The sequence below is a fragment of the Devosia sp. CAU 1758 genome (assembly GCF_054482695.1).
The window spans coordinates 176,559-195,841 of sequence record NZ_JBTLRJ010000006.1; the positions used below are offsets into that span (position 1 = coordinate 176,559).

21 protein-coding genes are annotated in these 19,283 nt (G+C 63.0%); 13 read left to right on the forward strand and 8 right to left on the reverse strand.

Annotated elements, in window-relative coordinates; all coding sequences use genetic code 11:
- Positions 1 to 102 precede the first annotated feature (102 nt).
- Positions 103 to 1,992: a cobaltochelatase subunit CobT gene (gene cobT / locus ACXYMS_RS17965; protein WP_458908220.1), complete on the forward strand. Its 1,890-nt coding sequence runs from the start codon at positions 103 to 105 to the stop codon at positions 1,990 to 1,992.
- The gene (locus tag ACXYMS_RS17970) at positions 1,989 to 2,993 is read left to right on the forward strand and encodes an esterase-like activity of phytase family protein (RefSeq protein WP_458908221.1); all 1,005 of its coding nucleotides are present in this window, start codon (positions 1,989 to 1,991) and stop codon (positions 2,991 to 2,993) included. Before cobT ends, ACXYMS_RS17970 begins: the two co-directional genes overlap by 4 nt.
- Positions 2,994 to 3,142: 149 nt before the next feature.
- Here ACXYMS_RS17970 and ACXYMS_RS17975 read toward each other — a convergent pair whose 3' ends face one another.
- Together ACXYMS_RS17975 and rpmB are read right to left on the reverse strand one after the other, a co-directional pair.
- Entirely contained in the window at positions 3,143 to 3,778 is a 636-nt protein-coding gene (locus ACXYMS_RS17975) for a VUT family protein (RefSeq protein ID WP_458908222.1), read from the reverse strand.
- A gap of 173 nt (positions 3,779 to 3,951) precedes the next feature.
- Positions 3,952 to 4,239, reverse strand: coding sequence for a 50S ribosomal protein L28 (gene rpmB / locus ACXYMS_RS17980; protein WP_458908223.1), 288 nt, complete (start codon positions 4,237 to 4,239; stop codon positions 3,952 to 3,954).
- Between the two features lie 242 nt (positions 4,240 to 4,481).
- Between rpmB and ACXYMS_RS17985 the strand changes: the two genes are divergently transcribed.
- The gene (locus tag ACXYMS_RS17985) at positions 4,482 to 5,264 is read left to right on the forward strand and encodes a DUF3108 domain-containing protein (protein WP_458908224.1); all 783 of its coding nucleotides are present in this window, start codon (positions 4,482 to 4,484) and stop codon (positions 5,262 to 5,264) included.
- Between the two features lie 365 nt (positions 5,265 to 5,629).
- Here the strand turns inward: ACXYMS_RS17985 and ACXYMS_RS17990 are convergent, their stop codons facing one another.
- Complete coding sequence (locus ACXYMS_RS17990) at positions 5,630 to 5,962, reverse strand: nuclear transport factor 2 family protein (protein ID WP_458908225.1); 333 nt, start codon at positions 5,960 to 5,962, stop codon at positions 5,630 to 5,632.
- Between the two features lie 494 nt (positions 5,963 to 6,456).
- Here ACXYMS_RS17990 and ACXYMS_RS17995 point away from each other — a divergent pair, with 494 nt between their 5' ends.
- The 4 genes from ACXYMS_RS17995 to ACXYMS_RS18010 all read left to right on the forward strand — a co-directional run bounded on the left by ACXYMS_RS17995 (position 6,457) and on the right by ACXYMS_RS18010 (position 11,300).
- On the forward strand, positions 6,457 to 9,465 hold the full coding sequence (locus tag ACXYMS_RS17995) for a helicase-related protein (RefSeq protein ID WP_458908226.1): 3,009 nt from the start codon (positions 6,457 to 6,459) through the stop codon (positions 9,463 to 9,465).
- A 3-nt stretch (positions 9,466 to 9,468) separates the two neighbouring features.
- Complete coding sequence (locus ACXYMS_RS18000) at positions 9,469 to 9,879, forward strand: RNA-binding S4 domain-containing protein (protein ID WP_458908227.1); 411 nt, start codon at positions 9,469 to 9,471, stop codon at positions 9,877 to 9,879.
- Between the two features lie 153 nt (positions 9,880 to 10,032).
- Positions 10,033 to 10,371, forward strand: a complete 339-nt coding sequence (fdxA, locus tag ACXYMS_RS18005) for a ferredoxin FdxA (protein ID WP_458908228.1) — start codon at positions 10,033 to 10,035, stop codon at positions 10,369 to 10,371.
- Positions 10,372 to 10,730: 359 nt separating this feature from the next.
- The gene (locus ACXYMS_RS18010) at positions 10,731 to 11,300 is read left to right on the forward strand and encodes a CarD family transcriptional regulator (RefSeq protein ID WP_458908229.1); all 570 of its coding nucleotides are present in this window, start codon (positions 10,731 to 10,733) and stop codon (positions 11,298 to 11,300) included.
- Between the two features lie 57 nt (positions 11,301 to 11,357).
- Here ACXYMS_RS18010 and ACXYMS_RS18015 read toward each other — a convergent pair whose 3' ends face one another.
- From ACXYMS_RS18015 to ACXYMS_RS18025, 3 genes are read right to left on the reverse strand one after another with little or no spacing between them, the layout of a single operon-like run.
- Positions 11,358 to 11,909, reverse strand: coding sequence for an AAA family ATPase (locus ACXYMS_RS18015; protein ID WP_458908230.1), 552 nt, complete (start codon positions 11,907 to 11,909; stop codon positions 11,358 to 11,360).
- 2 nt (positions 11,910 to 11,911) lie between these two features.
- Complete coding sequence (locus ACXYMS_RS18020; RefSeq protein WP_458908231.1) at positions 11,912 to 12,559, reverse strand: glutathione S-transferase family protein; 648 nt, start codon at positions 12,557 to 12,559, stop codon at positions 11,912 to 11,914.
- Complete coding sequence (locus ACXYMS_RS18025) at positions 12,556 to 13,398, reverse strand: methyltransferase domain-containing protein (RefSeq protein WP_458908232.1); 843 nt, start codon at positions 13,396 to 13,398, stop codon at positions 12,556 to 12,558. The genes ACXYMS_RS18020 and ACXYMS_RS18025 overlap by 4 nt, the downstream gene beginning before the upstream one ends.
- A gap of 54 nt (positions 13,399 to 13,452) precedes the next feature.
- Here ACXYMS_RS18025 and ACXYMS_RS18030 point away from each other — a divergent pair, with 54 nt between their 5' ends.
- Genes ACXYMS_RS18030 through ACXYMS_RS18055 form a run of 6 tightly spaced genes read left to right on the forward strand, consistent with a single transcriptional unit; the run spans position 13,453 to position 16,216 of the window.
- Positions 13,453 to 13,812: a double zinc ribbon domain-containing protein gene (locus ACXYMS_RS18030; protein ID WP_458908233.1), complete on the forward strand. Its 360-nt coding sequence runs from the start codon at positions 13,453 to 13,455 to the stop codon at positions 13,810 to 13,812.
- The gene (locus ACXYMS_RS18035) at positions 13,775 to 14,260 is read left to right on the forward strand and encodes a ComF family protein (RefSeq protein ID WP_458908234.1); all 486 of its coding nucleotides are present in this window, start codon (positions 13,775 to 13,777) and stop codon (positions 14,258 to 14,260) included. Before ACXYMS_RS18030 ends, ACXYMS_RS18035 begins: the two co-directional genes overlap by 38 nt.
- Positions 14,261 to 14,296: 36 nt before the next feature.
- A complete protein-coding gene (gene grxC / locus ACXYMS_RS18040; protein WP_458908235.1) occupies positions 14,297 to 14,551 on the forward strand; it encodes a glutaredoxin 3 in 255 nt (84 codons plus the stop codon).
- Between the two features lie 5 nt (positions 14,552 to 14,556).
- Positions 14,557 to 15,384, forward strand: coding sequence for a carbon-nitrogen hydrolase family protein (locus ACXYMS_RS18045; RefSeq protein WP_458908236.1), 828 nt, complete (start codon positions 14,557 to 14,559; stop codon positions 15,382 to 15,384).
- A gap of 59 nt (positions 15,385 to 15,443) precedes the next feature.
- The gene (locus ACXYMS_RS18050) at positions 15,444 to 15,866 is read left to right on the forward strand and encodes a DUF1178 family protein (RefSeq protein WP_458908237.1); all 423 of its coding nucleotides are present in this window, start codon (positions 15,444 to 15,446) and stop codon (positions 15,864 to 15,866) included.
- Complete coding sequence (locus tag ACXYMS_RS18055) at positions 15,863 to 16,216, forward strand: MmcQ/YjbR family DNA-binding protein (RefSeq protein ID WP_458908238.1); 354 nt, start codon at positions 15,863 to 15,865, stop codon at positions 16,214 to 16,216. Before ACXYMS_RS18050 ends, ACXYMS_RS18055 begins: the two co-directional genes overlap by 4 nt.
- A gap of 146 nt (positions 16,217 to 16,362) precedes the next feature.
- Here ACXYMS_RS18055 and ilvD read toward each other — a convergent pair whose 3' ends face one another.
- Positions 16,363 to 18,207, reverse strand: a complete 1,845-nt coding sequence (ilvD, locus tag ACXYMS_RS18060) for a dihydroxy-acid dehydratase (RefSeq protein WP_458908239.1) — start codon at positions 18,205 to 18,207, stop codon at positions 16,363 to 16,365.
- Between the two features lie 315 nt (positions 18,208 to 18,522).
- Positions 18,523 to 19,242, reverse strand: a complete 720-nt coding sequence (locus tag ACXYMS_RS18065; protein WP_458908240.1) for a helix-turn-helix transcriptional regulator — start codon at positions 19,240 to 19,242, stop codon at positions 18,523 to 18,525.
- Between the last annotated feature and the right edge of the window lie 41 nt (positions 19,243 to 19,283).

A 19,283-nucleotide genomic window follows, 5' to 3' on the forward strand; every position in this document is an offset into this window, starting at 1 on the left:
GACAGGCTCAGGGCGAGGTCTACTGTGAATTCTGCGTCGTCTCGTAGACCTCATGGTGAGCTTGTCGAACCACGAGGTCGCCGCCACCAAGGCAACTGATCCATGGCAAATCCTCCGCGCAGCAAGCCCAACAAGCCCGACCAAACCCAGGCCTTCAAATCGGCCATGGGCGCGACGGTGCGCGCCATCGGGGGCAAGGCCGAGCTGGAAGTAACTTTCACGGCCGACAGGCCATTGCTCACCTCGGACAAGGCACGGCTGGCCAATCTGCCGCGCCTGCCAACCAAGCGCGACATCGCCATTGCCCGCGGTCAGGGCGACGCCATGGCCATGCGGCTGGCCAGCCACGATCCGGAAGCCCATCGCAAGCGTTCGCCCATGGACCCGCAGGCGCGGGCGGCCTTCGATGCGCTTGAACAGGCGCGCGTCGAATCGCTGGGCTGTATCCGCATGCCCGGCATGACCGGCAATATCCATGAAATGCTGGAGGACCGGCTGTTCCGCGCCAATTTCGCCGAAGTCGACGACAAGGGCGACGCCCCGTTGGCCGAAGCCCTGGGACTGATCCTGCGCGAGAAGCTGGCCGGGGTCGACGTGCCGCCCTCAGGCCACGCGCTGGTCGAGCTCTGGCGCAAGGAAATCGAGGCCAAGGCCGGCACCTCGCTCGATACGCTCCTCAACGCCTATGAGGACCAGGAAGATTTTTCCCGTGCCGCCCGCAAGGTGCTGCGCGATCTCAACCTGATCGCTGAAAGCGACATGGAGGACCCGTCCGACAGCGACGAGGACGCCAACGAGGACAACCAGCCTGAACAGGCGCAGGGGTCGGACCAGTCGCCCGAACAGGGTGATGGCGAGAACGAGAGCCAGGATTCCGAAGACGATCAGCAGGCCGGCGAAAGCGAAGACACAGGTGATGTCGAAGGCATGGAAGCCGACATGGCCGATGCCGACGAGGATTCCGAGGGCGAGGCGGGCGAAGATGCACCCATGCCGCCGCCGGCCAAGGATGGCGGCGAACGGCTGACGAACCAGTTCAACTACAAGGTCTTCACGCAGAAATATGACGAGATCGTCAAGGCGGCGGACCTCTGCCCGCCCGATGAACTGGACCAGTTGCGCGCCCTGCTCGACAAGCAGCTCGAGAACCTGGCTGGCGCCGTGGCGCGGCTGGCCAACAAGCTGCAGCGCCGGCTTATGGCCAAGCAGAACCGCAGCTGGCAGTTCGATCTTGAAGAGGGACTGCTCGACACAGCGCGGCTGACCCGCGTGGTCACCGATCCGATGCAGGCGCTGAGCTTCAAGGTCGAGAACGACACCGAATTCCGCGATACCGTCGTCACGCTGCTGATCGACAATTCCGGCTCGATGCGCGGCCGCCCGATCACCATCGCGGCGATCTGCGGCGACATTCTCGCGCGCACACTGGAGCGCTGCGGGGTGAAGGTCGAGATCCTCGGCTTCACCACGCGCGCCTGGAAGGGCGGCAAGAGCCGCGAATCCTGGCTCGAGGCCAACCGTCCGGCCAATCCGGGCCGCGTCAACGATATCCGGCACATCATCTACAAGGCGGCCGATGAACCCTGGCGCCATGCGCGGCGCAATCTGGGGCTGATGATGCGCGAGGGGCTGCTGAAGGAAAATATCGATGGCGAGGCGCTCGAATGGGCGCGGAAGCGATTAATGGCCCGGCCCGAGCAGCGCCGCATCATGATGGTGATTTCCGACGGTGCACCGGTCGATGACTCGACGCAGTCGGTCAATGCCGGCAATTATCTCGAAGCCCATCTGCGGCAGGTGATCGAGGACATCGAGACGCGCTCTCCCATCCAGCTTGTGGCCGTGGGGATCGGGCATGATGTGACCCGCTACTACCGTCGCGCCGTGACTTTGCTGGATGCCGAGGAACTGGCCGGGGCGCTGACCGATGAACTGGCGTCGCTGTTCGACGAGGAATTGCCAGCCCAGACGCGACGGCGGGCGCGGGGATGATGCTCCGGGCCGCCCTTGCCGCTGCGCTGCTGTTCGTGGGTTCGCCGGCCGGGGCGGTGGAGGCGACCGTCAGCGCGGCGCCGGTGACCCAGTTCAGGGGTGCTCAACTCGACGAACCGGTTGACCGGCTGATCTTTCGGGGTGGGCTGACGCTGCAAAGTCCCGTCGATATGTTCGGAGGCCTCTCCAGCCTCGCCCGGACGGGGCCGGATCAGCGTATTGCCTTTGTCACCGACCGGGGCAATTTCGTCGCGGGGCAACTGGCCTATGATCAGGCGGACCGGCTTATTGGGCTGATTGGGGTGACCATCGAGCCAATGCAGAATTCGGGCGGTGACATCCTGCCCCGCCAATATGCGCGCGACGCCGAGGGCATGGACACGGTCTGGCGCAGTGGCGAGCCGGTTGCGGTGCGCGTCGGGTTCGAGAATCTGACACGGGTGGCCGATTTCGCCATCAACGATGGCAAGCCGGGCGGTGCGGCGCGCGAGATCCCCATTCCGCAATGGCTCACCGACCTCAGGACCAATGAGACGCTGGAATCGGTCTGCATCGCGCCGCCGGCCTCGCCCATTGCCGGGTCCACTCTGCTGCTGGCCGAAGAAGCGCTGGATGCGAATGGCAATCACCGGGGCGAATTGCTGGGGGTGAACGACAAGGGGCCGATTGGCTATGCCAACAGCCCGATCGTCAATCCGACCGATTGCAAATTCCTGCCCAATGGCGACTTGCTGGTGCTGGAGCGCGGCGTGTCGCTTTTTGCCTTCGTCATGAACCTGCGCCGCATTCCGGCTGCCGAAGTGCGACCGGGGAATTTGATGCAAGGGGAACTGCTGCTCTCGGCCCAGGGCGGCGAGATCGACAATATGGAAAGCCTGATGGTGCATGAAACGCCCGGCGGCGAGATGCGCATCCTCATCGGCTCGGACAATAATTTCAATGATTGGCAGCGGACGATGCTGCTGGAGTTTTCCATCCCGGAGACGGCCATAACGCAGTGAGGGCCGCGTGCGAGAGCAGGTTTCTTGCGCTTCCGGCGCTCACGTACCGATGTGCGCTCCGCGCCGGTTCTCGGAAACCAGCCCTCTCGGCTTGCCCTGACTGCATTCTGACCATCGCCGGTGCGGAGCACAGGTTTTGGTAGCGGCCGCTAAACCGCTACAGGAATGCGCTTGAGCACCAGGTCGCGGACGGTTTTGTAGGGGGCGAGCAGAGCCACGGCCATCACCAGCTTGACCAGGAAATCGCCCAACGCCAGGGACTGCCAGAGTTCGACTTCGGCGCCGACGCCGAGCAGAGGCGCGGGGAAGGCGAGCGAGGAATCAGCCATGCCGAACAGCGCATCGATGCCGGCGAAGGCCGGCGCCATGGCGAGGGAAAAGAAGAGAATGGTGTCGAGTGCGGACGAGACCAGCGAGGACACGATGGGCGCATGCCACCAGGCGCCGTTGCGCAGGCGGTGGAAGATAGAGACGTCGAGCAGTTGCGCGACGAGGAAAGCCGAACCCGAGGCGATGGCGATGCGCGGGGTGGCCAGCCAGATCGAGAGCACCACGGCCACGGCAAAGCCTGCGACCACGACGAGCCGCGTGCGCTGAGGCCCGAAGGCGCGGTTGGAGAGATCGGTGACAAGGAAGGCCACCGGGTAGGTGAAAGCGCCCCAGGTGAGGATGTCACCGATATGGACGCCGCCAAGCGTCACATCGACCGGGAACTGAACGAGGACATTGGAGGCGGCGACAACGGCCACCATGGCGGCCAAGGCCACCAGCAAGCGAGACAGCATCAGACTGTACCTTCATGTAACCGCAAGCCGGCAAAAGACCGGAGCGGGGGATTGGATTGGGGCAGAATATCACTCCGTCCCCGGGACGTCATGGCGTGTTGTGGCACACCGCTAAAACAAAACCGCGTGGACTTGGCATCCACGCGGCCAGAATTCAATGCTGGGGAAGTCGATCAGGCAGCGGCGAGGGCTGCGCGGATTTCCTTCTTGAGGCCCAGGGCCAGCGGAGAGAGGTCGGCGTCGTCCTGCTTGACGAGGAAGGCGTCCAGACCACCGCGGTGCTCGACGGTGCGAAGGGCGGAGGTGGTGATACGGAGCTTGACCGAACGATTGAGCGCGTCCGAGATCAGCGTCACGTTGACCAGATTGGGGAGAAAGCGGCGGCGGGTGCGGTTGAGGGCGTGGGAAACATTGTTGCCCATCATTACACCCTTGCCGGTGAGTTCGCAGCGACGTGCCATTTGGCTGATATCCTATTTGTGTAAAGGTCCTACGTGGCGGGGTGTCCCGCGACGGGCCTCGATTGTCATGAAATCTCGCGGGTCTTTAGAGAAAACGGCTCCATCCGTCAACCCAAGCGGCGATTCAAAGGGGCGCGAGTGCCTTGCTTGTGCCCGGAGTGGACGGCACTTTGGAGCTATCCAGTGATTCGCCCCGCCGCGTTCTTGCCTCGTGCGGGCATTTGCAGCCGAGAAGACCACACGTGATCCGTACTGCCTTTGCGCTTTGCGCCGTGCTTGCCCCGCTTTTTGTGCAGACAGCCCAGGGGGCGCCTGTCGACGCGCGCGCCAGCTATGTGGTCACTGTCGGCGGAATCAATGTGGCACTGGTCGATATCGACCTTGAAGATGATGGCGCGCGCTACGCGCTGGACTTGGCGGCGCGGGTGGCGGGCCTCGGAACGGTGGTGGCCAGCGGAACGGCCACGGCACGCGCTGCGGGTTCCTCGGCCGGCCCGACCCTGCAGTCGCAGGATTTTGCCCTCGAGACCCGGGCCAATGGTGAGGTGTTCACCGCCAGCGTCAATTATGCCGGCCGCAATGTCAGCGGTTTCCAGGTCGAGCCGCCCATGCTCGATAATTACGATCGGGTACCGCTCGAACGCGCGCAACTGACCGGTGTGGGCGATTTCCTTTCCGCATTCGTGCTCAAGGGCAATGGTCTTGAGCGGAGCCTTTGTGACCGGACCCTGAAAATCTTTACGGGGGTCGAACGGTTCAATATCCGGCTCGATTACCTCGATAATGACGAAGCCACCTCGCCCCGCACTGGTTATCAGGGGCCGCTGGTGGCGTGCGCGCTCAAATACCAGCCCATTTCGGGCCATTTCGAGAGCTCAGAAATGACCACCTACCTGGCCGAGACCAGCCGGATGATCCTCTGGTACGCGCCATTGGGGCAGACCGGCTATTTCATCCCCTATCGGGTGATCATCGGCACCTCCATGGGCGATCTCTCGATGGTTCTGACCCGCGCCGACACCTGAGGCTGTCCCGCTTTGTGACGGTCAAAGCCTTTTTTGACAATTTTGTCTCTGCGATTGCCGCAAAGGCAGCGTCTTCCGGTTAACGGGTGGGCGCCATTTGCATTTTGTCCCAGTAAGGGCTCGGCAGGGAAGACCCCAAAAGCACCAAAATTAACCCGATCTTCATCGGTGTGAACGGGATTTTGCTCGTTTTTACAGGAAGTTGACCGGCCTGGTGGGTCTGGCGCGTGGCGGCCACAAGATATGGTGGAGAACAAAGCCGCATTTGCGGGATTCGCCCGATTCTGTCCCTGTTCGTTCCAGCTTTGGTCCGGACGTTAACCAGCACATGATGGTCCGGGCAAAACTGTGCCGGATCGGGATGGCTAGAGAGTTTCCAGCCGCTCGATTTGCGCGTCGCCGTTGAGGATGAAGGCCTGGCGCAGCACTACAGGACTGCCGGGGAAGGTCCCGGAGACTTCGACGCTCACCACGATCTGATTGCCATCCATCTCTGCGGCTCGAACATGGTAGCGCGGCTGGTACCGGGCCTCGACGCGATCAAGCCACGCGCCGATCTCGACCCGCCCGCGATGCGTCTCCCCTTCATCGCGCACGATTGCGTTGTCGGCAAAGAGCGGCGCGGTAGCGCGGTGATCTTCGGCGTCGAAATAGTCGGGCAGGGGTGCGGGCAGCTTGGCGAGATCGATCTTGGTCATCATCGTTCCTTTTGGAAGACTTGGAGACAATCTCTGTGGCAAGACCCGCGACAGACCCTGTCAGCAGCCTCTGTCCCAATCCGGCACGTCAACGCTGTTTATCCTCAACACTGGCTGTAAGAACCGAGGACTCACTGATGTGTCGCGGTGAAGGCGGTAAAAAACTTTTCGAAACAGATGTTTACCTCTTGGTCACAGTTGTCCGTTTTGAGCAGGCGTTAACCAGATGACAAGCATGCTGAACGGCATAAAACCTTCTGTGTCCACGGCAATTTCAGCAGTCCGCACTTGCTTGTATAGAATCGGGTCCCAGCGCCCCCACATCTAGCCGTGAACAAACCCGGACTGGGTGAGTCGCGCTGATTCGGTTCCGTTTCGTTCGGCCTCCGTTCCGGCCATTAAGGGGCGTGGCAAAAACACGACAAAACTGTGCTTTGTCGGGACAATGTTCAGAGCCTCTCGCAAGCAAGGCGATGACGCCCTAAATAGGGGCAATGAGTTTTTCTCCCTCCCATTCGGTCAAGGCGATTCTCGGCCCGACCAATACCGGCAAGACCTATTTCGCCATCGAGCGCATGCTGGCCCATCCCACCGGGATGATCGGCCTGCCGCTGCGCCTGCTGGCGCGCGAGGTCTATCAACGCGTGGTCGAGCGGGTGGGGGAGCAGGCGGTGGCGCTGATCACCGGCGAAGAACGCATCGTCCCGGCCAGGCCGCGCTATTGGGTAGCGACGGTGGAAGCCATGCCCATGGATATCCATGTCGATTGCGTGGCGGTGGACGAGATCCAGACCGCCATTGATTTCGACCGGGGCCATGTGTTCACCGACCGCATCCTCAAGGCTCGCGGCCTGCATGAAACCCTTCTGCTGGGGTCCGCGACCATGGCGGGGGTGGTGCGCAAGCTCATTCCCCATGCCGAGATCATCGACCGGCCGCGTTTTTCGCAGCTGACCTATGCGGGATCGAAGAAAATCTCGCGCCAGCCGGCGCGTTCGGCCATCGTCGCCTTCTCGGCCCGGCAGGTTTATGCCATTGCCGAGTTGATCCGCCGGGAGCGCGGCGGTGCCGCCGTGGTCATGGGCGCATTGAGCCCGCGCACGCGCAATGCCCAGGTCGAACTTTACCAGAATGGCGATGTGGATTTCCTCGTGGCCACCGATGCCATCGGCATGGGCCTCAACCTCGACATCCACCATGTCGCCTTTGCCGATGACAGCAAGTTCGACGGCCACCAGAGCCGGCCACTGACGCCCTCGGAACTGGGGCAGATCGCCGGTCGCGCCGGCCGCCACAAGCAAAATGGTACCTTCGGCGTCACCGGCGGCACCGAAGGGTTCGACGAAGAGACGGTGGTGGCGCTGGAAACCCATGATTTCCAGCCGGTCAAGCAGGTGCAATGGCGCAATTCCGACCTCAATTTCAGCTCGGTCGAGGCTTTGCGCAATTCGCTCGAAATCGTGCCGCAGGACCGCACGCTCACAAGGGTGCCGATTGCCACCGACCAGCACGCGCTCGAATTTCTCATGCGCAACGAGGCCGGAGCCTTGGCGCGTGGCCACGATGCGGTCAAACTGCTTTGGGAATGTTGCCAGATTCCCGACTATCAGGGGATTTCACCGGCGGCTCATGGCGAGATCGTCACCCGCATCTATTCGGATTTGAGACGAATTAGAGCGGTCAAGTCAGACTGGATTGCCGAGCAGGTCCGGTTTTGCGACAATGCGGAGGGTGACATTGACACACTCAGTAACCGGATCAAGCAGATCCGTACCTGGACCTTTGTCGCCAACCGAAAAAACTGGCTTGAAGACCCCGGCTATTGGCGCGAAAAGACGCGAGACATTGAGGACCGCCTGAGTGACGCTCTGCATGAGCGCCTCACCCAGCGCTTCGTCGACCGGCGCACCAGCGTGTTGCTCCGCCATCTGAAAGACAAACGTATGGTATCTCCCGAAATCAACAGCCAAGGCGAAGTGCGGATCGAAGGTCACCTCATCGGCACGATCGAGGGCTTTCGCTTCACCCTGGCCCGCAATGATGGCGATACGGACGCCAAGGCGCTGCGTGGCGCGGCCGACTCGGCAGTTGCCCCGGAGATAGTCCATCGTGCCGAACGGTTGGCCGGTTCGCCAAATGAAGAATTCGTGTTGGCGACCGATGGCCGCCTGCGCTGGCGCGGCGAGATCGTCGCTGAACTGGCCGAGGGCGACAGTCTCTACCGGCCCCGCATCATCATGCTGGCCGACGAGACGCTGACCGGACCGGACCTGGACAAGGTGCAGGACCGGCTTTCGCTGTGGCTGCGCCATCATATCAACACCGTGCTCGAACAGGTCATGGCGCTCGAAGCGCCGGCCGATCTCGAAGGGCCGGCGCGGGGTCTGGCCTATCAGCTCTTTGAACATATTGGCCTCCTGCCGCGGGCGGCGGTGGCCGATGAGGTCAAGAGCCTCGACCAGGATGTGCGCGGCAAGCTGCGCAAGCTCGGCATCAAGTTCGGCGCCTATCACATCTATCTGCCGCTTTCGCTCAAGCCGGCGCCGCGCGAATTGGCCCTGATCCTGTTTGCGTTGAAACATGGTGGCGTGCGCCAGGCCGGTGTTACCGACATTCCCCATATCGTGCTCTCGGGCCGCACCTCTTTCGTGGTCGATCCGGAAGTCGATACGCGGCTCTATGAAATAGCCGGCTTCAAGGTGGCCGGCAGCCGGGCGGTGCGCGTCGATATTCTCGAGCGGCTGGCCGACATCATCCGCCCACTGATCGGGCTCGATGCCGGGCGCCCCTATCAGGGCGAATTGCCGGCCGGGGCCGCCGAGGGCAATGGCTTCCGCGTTACCGTGGAAATGACGAGCCTCCTGGGTTGCTCGGGCGAGGATTTTTCCTCGATCCTCAGCTCGCTGGGCTATCGCCTGCGCCGCACGCCCAAGGCAACTGCGTCTGTGATGCCGGCCGATGCATCGTCCGAAACTCCAGCAATGGAACAGTCGCTGGAGGCTGCGCCGGCCAATGTCGTGGCGGCAGAAGCGACGGCGATTGCCGAGCCCGTGGATGCAGCGCCAGCAGTCGAAGCGGCCCTTGTCGATCCGGCCGAAGGCGCCGTGCCCGACGCGGCGCCTGTAGAGGCCATTGCCGAGACGCCTGCCGAGCCCGAATTCGATGAAGTCTGGTTCCCCGGCGGTCGCCGTCATAATGAGAACCGCCGCCATGAGGCACGGCCGCGCCGCGATGGCGATGCCGAGGGCCAGCCGCCGCGCCGCAATGACCGACAGCGTCCAGCCGGCAAGGGTCCGCGTCGTCCCGAGGGCGAAGAGCAGCAGTCGCGTCCCAATGGCGGACGCCCTGCACATGCCAAAGGCCGCAATGAACGCCCGCGTCCCGACAAGGGCGACCGGCAGGAGCGTCCTGATCACCGCCCGGTGCGGGAGGAGCGCAAGGTTGCATTCGATCCCGACAGCCCCTTTGCCGCCCTTGCCGCCCTGCGCGGCAAGACCGAGTAGCGATTGGTAGGGCCGGGCGAAACGCCGCTTCGCAGGGAGCGGCTCGACCGGTTCCTGTTCTTCTCGCGCGCCGTCAAGTCGCGCACGCTGGCCCAGAAGATCATCGAAAGCGGCGCGGTGCGCGTCAATTCCGAGCGGACCGACCGGACCGATATCAAGGTCGGCGCGGGCGATGTGCTGACCATGGCGTTGCATAATCGCATCGTGGTCTGGCGTATCCTCGATTGCGGCACGCGGCGCGGTCCGGCGAGCGAGGCGCAGGGGCTCTATGAGGACATTTCCCCGCCCCCGATGCCCCGCGAAGAGCTGTCCCCCTATGACGCGGCCATTGCCGAAAGGCCGGCCGGCGCGGGGCGTCCGACCAAGAAGGAGCGGCGCCAAACCGACCACTTGCGCAGCGACCGCGAGGATTAGACAAGTCTTCCGGTTGGGCGACAGACTGCGCCAAACCGTCCCTCCTGACGGCCTTGCGATGCAACGGAAAACCGTTTAGCACCGGACCCGTTGAGACAGGCGGGCTGACCTGCGCCATGGGTCGGACCGCAACGAGATGGGATCGCCTCCTAGATGACTTATATCGTCACCGACAATTGCATCGCCTGCAAATATACCGACTGCGTGGAAGTGTGTCCGGTGGACTGCTTCTATGAAGGCGAGAACATGCTGGTGATCCATCCGGACGAGTGCATCGATTGCGGCGTGTGCGAGCCCGAATGCCCCGCCGAAGCCATCAAGCCAGACACCGAAAGCGGACTGGACGAATGGCTCGCCCTCAACACCAAGTTCGCCTCCGTCTGGCCGAACCTGACGGAGCGGCGCGAGCCGTTGCCGGAAGCCAAGGAGCGCGACGGCGAGGACGGCAAGCTGGGCAAGTACTTTTCCGAGGCGCCTGGCGAGGGCGACTGAGGCTCGTCGTACCGCTCTAAAACCATAGGCATGACAAGGGTTTGTCATGGTTTCGTCACAGGCGGCCGCTTGCCGGGCGGCCCGCTGGGGCTTGGCTTGATTCGTTCTTTTTGATTCTGCTGAAAAATTGTGCTATGGTGTCACCATATGCAGTTGAGCCCATCACCCAGCCCGTGCCGCAAGGCACGATTTTTTTGACACCAGACAGAGCTGTTGCATGACGTTCCGGAAAAGCGGACCCGGAACGACGTGGGGTTTGACTGTGCTCACGCGCCCGGGTCGGGTGCCAAACGAGTAGAAGTGGCCGGTCCTTGCCGCAAGGAACCAGCCATTGGGGCGTCAACAAGGAGTTCCAGCATATGGTAGCCAAGAAGCAGCAGCAGCGGCTCGGGTTCAAGACGGGCGAGCATGTCGTCTACCCCGCCCATGGCGTCGGCATGATTGTCGGCATCGATGAGCAGGAAGTCGCTGGCCTGGTTTTGGAGCTGTTCGTCATCAGCTTCGAGCAGGACAAGCTGACCCTTCGCGTGCCTGTCGCAAAAGTCAAATCTGTCGGCATGCGCAAGCTGGCCGAAGATGAAGAAGTCATGCGCGCGCTTGAGACCGTCACCGGTCGCGCCCGCGTCAAGCGCACCATGTGGTCGCGTCGCGCCCAGGAATACGAAGCCAAGATCAATTCGGGCGATCTTATCGCCATATCCGAGGTGGTCCGCGATCTATACCGCTCTGATGAACAGCCCGAGCAGTCCTATTCGGAACGGCAGCTGTTTGAGCAGGCCATGGATCGCATGAGCCGCGAAATCGGCGCCGTGCGCAAGCTCACCCTCACCGAGGCCGTGCAGCTGATCGAAAAGCAGCTCGCCAAGAGCCCGCGGCGCACCAAGGCCGATGCGGCCGATACCGAAAGCGACGAGGAAGCTGCTGCTTAAGCAGAGGTTTCGTCAGAAGCATCAAGGGCCGGTAGCAATACCGGCCCTTTTTTGTGCTCAGACGCGCAGTGAAAGCAGGCGATGACGCCCGCTGTCCAGAGCCGCGACGAGGGTTTCCATAGCCGTGGCGCGGTCCAGTTCACCCACAGGTAGCGCAAATTCCTCATGATCACCAAGTTCGGCAAATTCGGCATGAAGGCTCGCCACCACGACCGGGTCGGTGAGGCTGTCGCCGCCCCGCTCTGCGCAACGGGCGACGGCTTCCTCCTGCGAAGTGCGTAGCACAATATAGTGCAGCGGCAGCTCGAGCGCGGTAAATGCGGACAGGGCCCATGGGCGGATGACGCCGTCGAGAAGCACGACATAACCATGGATTGCATAGGCACCGGCCACGCCCGCGGCGATCTGCATGACCATGGTGTTCTGCGTGTGCGACTGCGGCAGCCAGGGGTCGATCTTACCGGTCTTGATATAGCCCCAGAAATCGTCGGAATGCAGATGCACTTTGGGCGTCCCAGGCAAATGCGCCAGGGTTTCGGCCAGCGTGGTCTTACCCGAGCCGGGATGCCCGGAGAGGATGATTATCTGACCTGCCAGGTGTTCCAGCATGTTCAATCCCTCACGCGTAGATCGTCGTAGGAGACCATGACATGGGCGGCAAAGGCCGGCCGCTGCGTGAGGCCCGCATAATAGAGCTGGATATGCGGCCAGTGCGGCCTGGCGATGGCAATGTCGAAATAGCGATAGAGCACGTGGCCGAACTGGATATCGGCCAGGGTAAAATTGTCGCCAGCGAGGAAGTCATTGGCCGCCAATTGCGCTTCGGCAATGGACAGAACGCGCTCGAACCCTGCCAGAGCATGGGCAATCGCAACCGGATCCTGCTGTGATGGAGCGGTACGCACCACGCGCCAGAAGATCGGCGCTGTGAACGCCATGGCGACATTGATCTTGGCCCATTCGGCCCATTTGTCGACCCCGGCCCTTGTCAGCGGATCGACGGGCCAGAAGCTGTCGGTGCCGTAGCGGGCGGCGAGATAGCGCAGGATCGCTCCGGTCTCCCACAGGGCAGGTCCATCGCCGTCGCACAGCACCGGCACGGTGCCATTGGGGTTCATGGCCAGGAATTCCGGCGTGTCATTGCCGCCGAAACGCTGACCAATATCGTGGCGTTGAAAATCGAGGCCCAGTTCGCCAATGCACCACATCAGCGCTTGCACATTGGACGAGGTTGTCCGACCCCAGACCCTGAGGGTCACGGCGTGTCCCCACCAGATTGGCCCAGCATGTCCTTCATGCTGACCGTTGCGCTGCCGGGTCGCAATGGCTTTTGCTGGCTTTCATGCGGCACCCACCCGGCCAGCCAGATGATTTCCAGCGTGGCGCGCACCCGTCCATCGGGGTCGGCATCGCGCTGGGCATAGGCCTCTGCGGCGGCGGCCAGCAGGGTGCGGGTGGCAAAGCGGCGGGGCCGGTCGGAGAGGGGATTGGCGGCGCCCAGCGCCTTCAATTCAGCCATCAGCGCAAAGGGATTGGCATAGCGCACGCGGTGGGTTTCCACATCGGCCACGGGGAGCGCAAATCCGGCGCGTTGCAGCAGGCCCCCGGCATCACGCACCTGCGCCATGGGCGACACACGGGCGGAAGCGCCGCCGGAGACGGCGAGGTCCGCGGCGAGGAAGGCCTCGCGCAGTTCGGTCAGGCTTTCGCCGCCGATGAACGCCGCCAGCAGCAGTCCATCGGGTTTGAGCACCCGGCGCAGGCGCGCCAGATGGCCTGGCACGTCATTGATCACTTGCAGATGCAGGAGTGAAACAATGAGGTTATGCTCTCCCTCAGGCAGGTCCGGAAACTCCGCGCCGGAAAAGGCCTCGACACGGTGAACCCGAACCGGGCCATTGGCGGTGGCGAGCGTTTCGGGCAGGGATTGGGCATCGGGGCCGATCAGTACGGCGCGGGGAAAATCGCGCCTATAGGTGCTGAGCCGGTCGGCCAGATCCTCCAGCACGAGGCCGCGCACGAAATTGTCGAGGCTTTTGCGACGCGCCAGATTGCGGGCGAGCTGTCGGGGATCGAACAGGGGGGGAGGATTGTTCATCGATAGGGCCTTCGCCGGGGCCGGGGCTTTCGCGCGGCAGGGATCAGGAGCAATATGGCCCTTATGGAGACGGGTTCAGGGGAAGTCAAAGAGATCGGCCTCATGGCGCAGCTCGGGCGGCGATTGGCCGGGCTTGGCCGGGTCATGCTCGACGAGCTCTACCCGCCGGGCTGTCCGGCCTGCAATGCGCCGCTGGTGGGTCACGATGGGCTATGCCCCGATTGCTTTGGCGACTTAAGGCAGATCAGCGCGCCGCTCTGTCCGGTGCTGGGCATTCCATTCGAAACAGATATGGGGCCGGACATGCGTTCGGCCGAGGCGCTGGCCGATCCGCCGCCCTTTGCTCGCGCCCGCGCCGCCGTGGGCCTATGGCGCGGTGGCCGGCACGCTGGTTTCCCGGCTCAAATATGGTGACCGACCGGAGCTGGCGCATTTCTGTGCCCGGCTGATGGCGGCGGCAGGACGGGAGTTCTGGGAGAGCGGACCGTTGATCGTGCCGGTGCCGCTCCATGCGAGCCGGTTGCGGTTCCGGCGCTATAATCAATCCATGCTGCTGGCGCGTGAACTGGGCAGACTGACCGGGCTCGATGTCGATGCGCATCTGGTGCGACGGCACCGGAAGACGCGGCAGCAGGTCGGCCTTTCGGGCGATGGGCGGCTGCGCAATGTGCAGGGCGCGTTCGAGGTGCATCCCCTGGTGCTCGAGCGGCTCAGGGGGCGGTCAGTGGTGCTGGTCGATGACGTCTATACCACAGGCGCCACGGTCAAGGCGGTGACGCGGGTGCTCAGGCGCGCCGGTATCGAGGCAGTGAACGTTCTGACCTTTGCCCGCGTTGTCATTGGCCAGGATTCACCCATATAAGGGGTCAACACCCTGATTTCCGAGAGCCCGACAGCCATGCCCAAGGTCGAAATCTATACTACCCCAACCTGCCCCTATTGCCACGCGGCCAAGTCGCTGCTGCGCGAAAAGGGCGTGGACTATACCGAGATCACCGTGCTCGATCCCGATCTGCGTCAAAACATGATGCAGCGTGCCCATGGCCGCCGCACTGTGCCGCAGATCTTTGTCGGCGACACCCATGTGGGCGGCTATGACGACATGGCCGCACTTGATCGGCGTGGCGGGCTGGACCCCTTGCTGGCGCAATAAATCTTATGAAAATCGCCGCCATCCAGATGTGTTCCGGCCTCGATCCGGAGGCCAACCTGACCGCGCTCGCGCCGCTGCTGGCCGAGGCTGCGGCGCAGGGCGCGCGCTATGCGCTCACCCCGGAAGTAACGCTGATCTTCCCGGAAAACCGCGACCAGCTCAAATCGGTGGCCGCGCCGTTCGAGGGCCATCCGCAACTGGCGAAAGTGGGCGAACTTGCCCGCCAGCATGACATGTTCGTGCAGGTTGGCTCACTCCCCATCCCCCTCGAGGACGGGCGCTTTGCCAATCGCTCGGTGCTGTTCGGACCGGATGGGGCGCAGATCGCGACCTATGACAAGATCCACCTCTTCGACGCCGATATTGCCGGGCTCAACGCTTATCGCGAAAGCGCCACCTATCGCGGCGGCGAGCGGGCGGTGACGGCGGCGGTGGATGAGTTCATGCTCGGCTTTTCCATCTGCTACGACATGCGCTTTCCGCGCCTCTACAATGCGCTCGCCAATGCTCGCGCGACGCTGATGGCGGTGCCGGCGGCCTTCACCGTACCCACGGGGCAGGCGCATTGGCATGTGCTCTTGCGGGCAAGGGCCATCGAGACGGGCTCCTATGTCATCGCCGCCGCGCAGGGCGGGCAGCACCCTAACGGCCGCGCCACCTATGGCCATTCGCTGATCGTGGACCCATGGGGCAAGGTGATTGCGGAGCTCGACCATGACCGGCCCGGCGTGCTGGTGACAGAGATCGACCCGGAGGCAGTCACCGACGCGCGGGGTCGGGTGCCCGCCCTTCTCAATGCGCGCGACTTCGCCCCGCCGGGTTTGCACAGCTGAGCCAAGCGCCTATATGGTGCCGAACACGCGCCATAGCCCACCAACAAGCGACAAGACCATTGATCCAGTATTCACTCCAATGTTCGCAGGGGCATCGTTACGAGGCCTGGTTTAAGAGCGCCGCTGCCTATGACGAGCAGCAGGCGCGCGGCATTGTGCATTGCGCCCAGTGTGGCGACATTCACGTCGAAAAAGCGCCGATGGCCCCCAATGTGGCCCGCGCCGCTTCCCAGCGTGTTCCGCTCAGCGCCGCCCATCCGGATGCCGCGCATATCCGCGCCATGCTGCGTCAATATCGCCAGAAGGTGATGAGGGAAGCCGAACATGTCGGGCCCCGGTTTGCCGAGGAGGCTCGCAAGATTCATTTCGAGGAGGCCGAGGCCCGAGGCATCTATGGCGAGGCGACGCATGACGAGGTCGTCGGTCTGATCGAGGATGGCGTCGAATTTCTGCCCCTGCCCGACGTGGGTGAGGACAATTGAGCCTTTATGATAAGGGCAGTTTTGACCGGAGCCTCGGCGCGCTGCCGGGCGTCACCTTTGTCGACCAGTGGGATGCCCATATCGCCAAGGTCGGCGGCAAGTTGTTTTGCCTGCTCTCTGACAAGGCGCCGCACCAGCTCGTCTTCAAGTGCGGCGAAGAGAGTTTCGACATCCTGACAGCGCTCGATGGGGTCGAGCAGGCCGCCTATTTCGCCAAACGGCAATGGGTGAGCGTGACAGAGGGTTCGGAGCTCAGCGAGGCCGATCTTCTCGCTTATGCCGGCCGATCTCACGCCCTGATCGCCAAGGGGCTGACCAGGAAGCTCCGGGCGGAACTGGGCATTAGCTGACAATTTGGGGGTTCGGGTCGGTCCGATAGGGAGGGTGGAATCCCCGCTATCGGACCTGACCAGTTCGACAGTCTTGGCAGACCGCCGAGTGGCTGGGCCGGGTGTTAACACCGGGCCAGAGAATTGTCACGCGATTGTCGCAAGCCTTAGTCGCTGAGCTTGCTCACATCGCGCACGGCGCCGGTCGAGGCGGAGGTGACCAGCGAGGCATAAGCCCGGAGCGCGGTGGTGATCTTGCGCTTGCGCGGTTCGACGGGCTTCCAGCCCCTGGCATCCTGCTCGGTGCGACGCGTGGCCAGTTCGGCATCGGAGACCAGCACGTTGACGGTGCGGTTGGGGATGTCGATCTCGATGATATCGCCTTCGCGCACGAGGCCGATGGCGCCGCCTTCGGCCGCTTCGGGCGAGGCATGGCCGATGGAGAGGCCCGAGGTGCCGCCCGAAAAGCGACCGTCCGTCAGCAGCGCGCAAGCCTTTCCGAGTCCCTTGGATTTCAGATAGCTCGTGGGATAGAGCATTTCCTGCATGCCGGGACCGCCGCGCGGACCCTCATAGCGGATGACGATGACATCGCCTTCCTTGATCTCGTTCGAGAGGATCGCCTTGACCGTCATGTCCTGGCTCTCGAAGACGCGGGCCGGGCCAGTGAACTTGAGGATGGACTCGTCGACGCCCGCCGTCTTAACGATGCAGCCATCGAGCGCGATATTGCCCTTGAGAACGGCCAGGCCCCCATCCTTTGAGAAGGGGGTTTCGGCCGAGCGGATGACGCCGTTCTGGCGGTCGAGGTCAAGGTCGGCCCAGCGGTTGGACTGCGAAAAGGCCTGGGTGGTGCGCACGCCACCGGGCGCGGCCATGAAGAACTGGCGGACGCTTTCCGAATTGGTGCGGGAGATGTCCCATTTGTCGAGCGCGTCGCCCATGGTGGCGGCATGGATGGTGGGCTCGGAGCGGTTGATCAGGTTGGCGCGGTCGAGCTGGCCCAGAATGGCCATGATGCCACCGGCGCGGTGCACGTCTTCCATATGCACGTCCGCCTTGGCCGGGGCGACCTTGGACAGCACCGGGACGCGGCGGCTCAGCCGGTCGATATCGTCCATGGTGAAGTCGATGCCGCCCTCATGGGCCGCCGCCAGGATGTGCAGCACTGTGTTGGTCGAACCGCCCATGGCGATGTCGAGCGACATGGCGTTTTCGAAGGCCGCCTTGGTGGCGATATTGCGCGGCAGGATGGTTTCGTCCTCCTGTTCATAATAGCGGCGCGCCAGATCAACGATCAGGTGCCCGGCTTCCTGGAACAGGCGCTTGCGGTCCGAATGGGTGGCCAGGGTCGAGCCATTGCCGGGCAAGGAAAGACCCAGCGCCTCGGTCAGGCAGTTCATGGAATTGGCGGTGAACATGCCCGAGCAGGAGCCGCAGGTGGGGCAGGCGGCTTCCTCGACGGCCTGCACTTCCTCGTCGGTGTAATGATCGTCGGCGGCCATCACCATGGCATCGACCAGGTCGAGCGCCTGGAGCTTGCCCTTGAGCATGGCCTTACCCGCTTCCATCGGGCCGCCCGAGACGAAGACCACCGGAATATTGAGCCGCATGGCGGCGTTCAGCATGCCGGGGGTGATCTTGTCGCAATTGGAAATGCAGACCATGGCGTCGGCGCAATGCGCATTGACCATATATTCCACCGAGTCCGCGATTATGTCGCGGCTGGGCAGGGAATAGAGCATGCCGTCATGGCCCATGGCGATGCCATCATCGACCGCGATGGTATTGAATTCCTTGGCGACGCCGCCGGCCGCTTCGATCTCGCGGGCGACCAACTGGCCGAGATCCTTCAAATGCACGTGTCCAGGCACGAACTGGGTGAACGAGTTCACCACCGCGATGATGGGCTTGCCGAAATCGCCGTCCTTCATGCCGGTGGCGCGCCAGAGGCCACGCGCGCCGGCCATGTTGCGGCCATGGGTGGTGGTGCGGGAACGGTAGACGGGCATGGCTGATTTCCTCGGTCTAATGCCGGTGGGGCCGGAATTTGTGTTGCCCTTCAATAAACCCATTCCCGAACGGCGGCAAGAATTTTCCGTACCGTACCGTACGGTACTGGAATGGTTTGAGGGAGTTCACCGGAGGCGGTGTATCGAAAGTGCTTTATGAAGGGAGGACGCCAGAAGCGGTTGAGGGCAGTTCATCTGTGCCACCCCCGTCCAATCCACCGGTCCTCATACGCGGTCTTGAACTCAAGGTGCTGCGCGTCAAGAGGCTGTGGACGAGGTTAGGCCTCGCCGTATCAGGTTCCAGTTTTTCTTAGGTCAGCGGGACAGATCACGAATGGGGCGGACATGATCCTCGAACGGCACGTGCCGTCGCTGAAAAGATGTGTTCTCACCGATTTCCGGCGTGCTGATCCGGTCCATGCGAAAATGGCGGAAGCCTTCGCGCGATGGGTCCCAGGCCACCAGATACCAGAGCGGCGGCAGGATCAGCATGGCTTGCGGCTCGACATGCCGGCTGGTCACCGCTCCTTTCGCGTCGTGGTAGCGGAATCGCAGGCACCGCTTTTGAAGAAAAGCTGTCTCGAAGGCGGGGAGCAGCCCGGCGTCCATCTCACCGAGGTCCGAGATGTCCACCTGCGACGACAATTGCCCGACGAACAGGCAATCGAGAAACCGGCGCAGGTCGCGCAATTTGTCCGATGGCAAGGCTTTCTCGATTTTGGAAAGCCCGGCATCCGCGAGCGCCGAGAAGGGCAGGTTTCCGGCAGCCCGCATGGATGCCACGCTGATGAGAAGCGCAAATATTTCGACCACCGAGAGGCGTGTGGTGGTCTGGACCGATTGTGGGTCCAGTTGCAGGCCACCCCCACGGCCGGGTTCGGAATGGATGACAAAACCCGCATCGCGCAGCGCGCTGATGTCCCGCAACACGGTGCGCCTCGACGCGCCGACCCCCTCGGCCAGATCAGCGATTGTCGAAGTGCCGTTGCGTCGAAGGCTGCGCACGATGGCGTCTTGTCGGAGGCGAGCATTCATTGGGCAACCCTGCCGATTAATGGTGTCAAAGTTTGGCACCT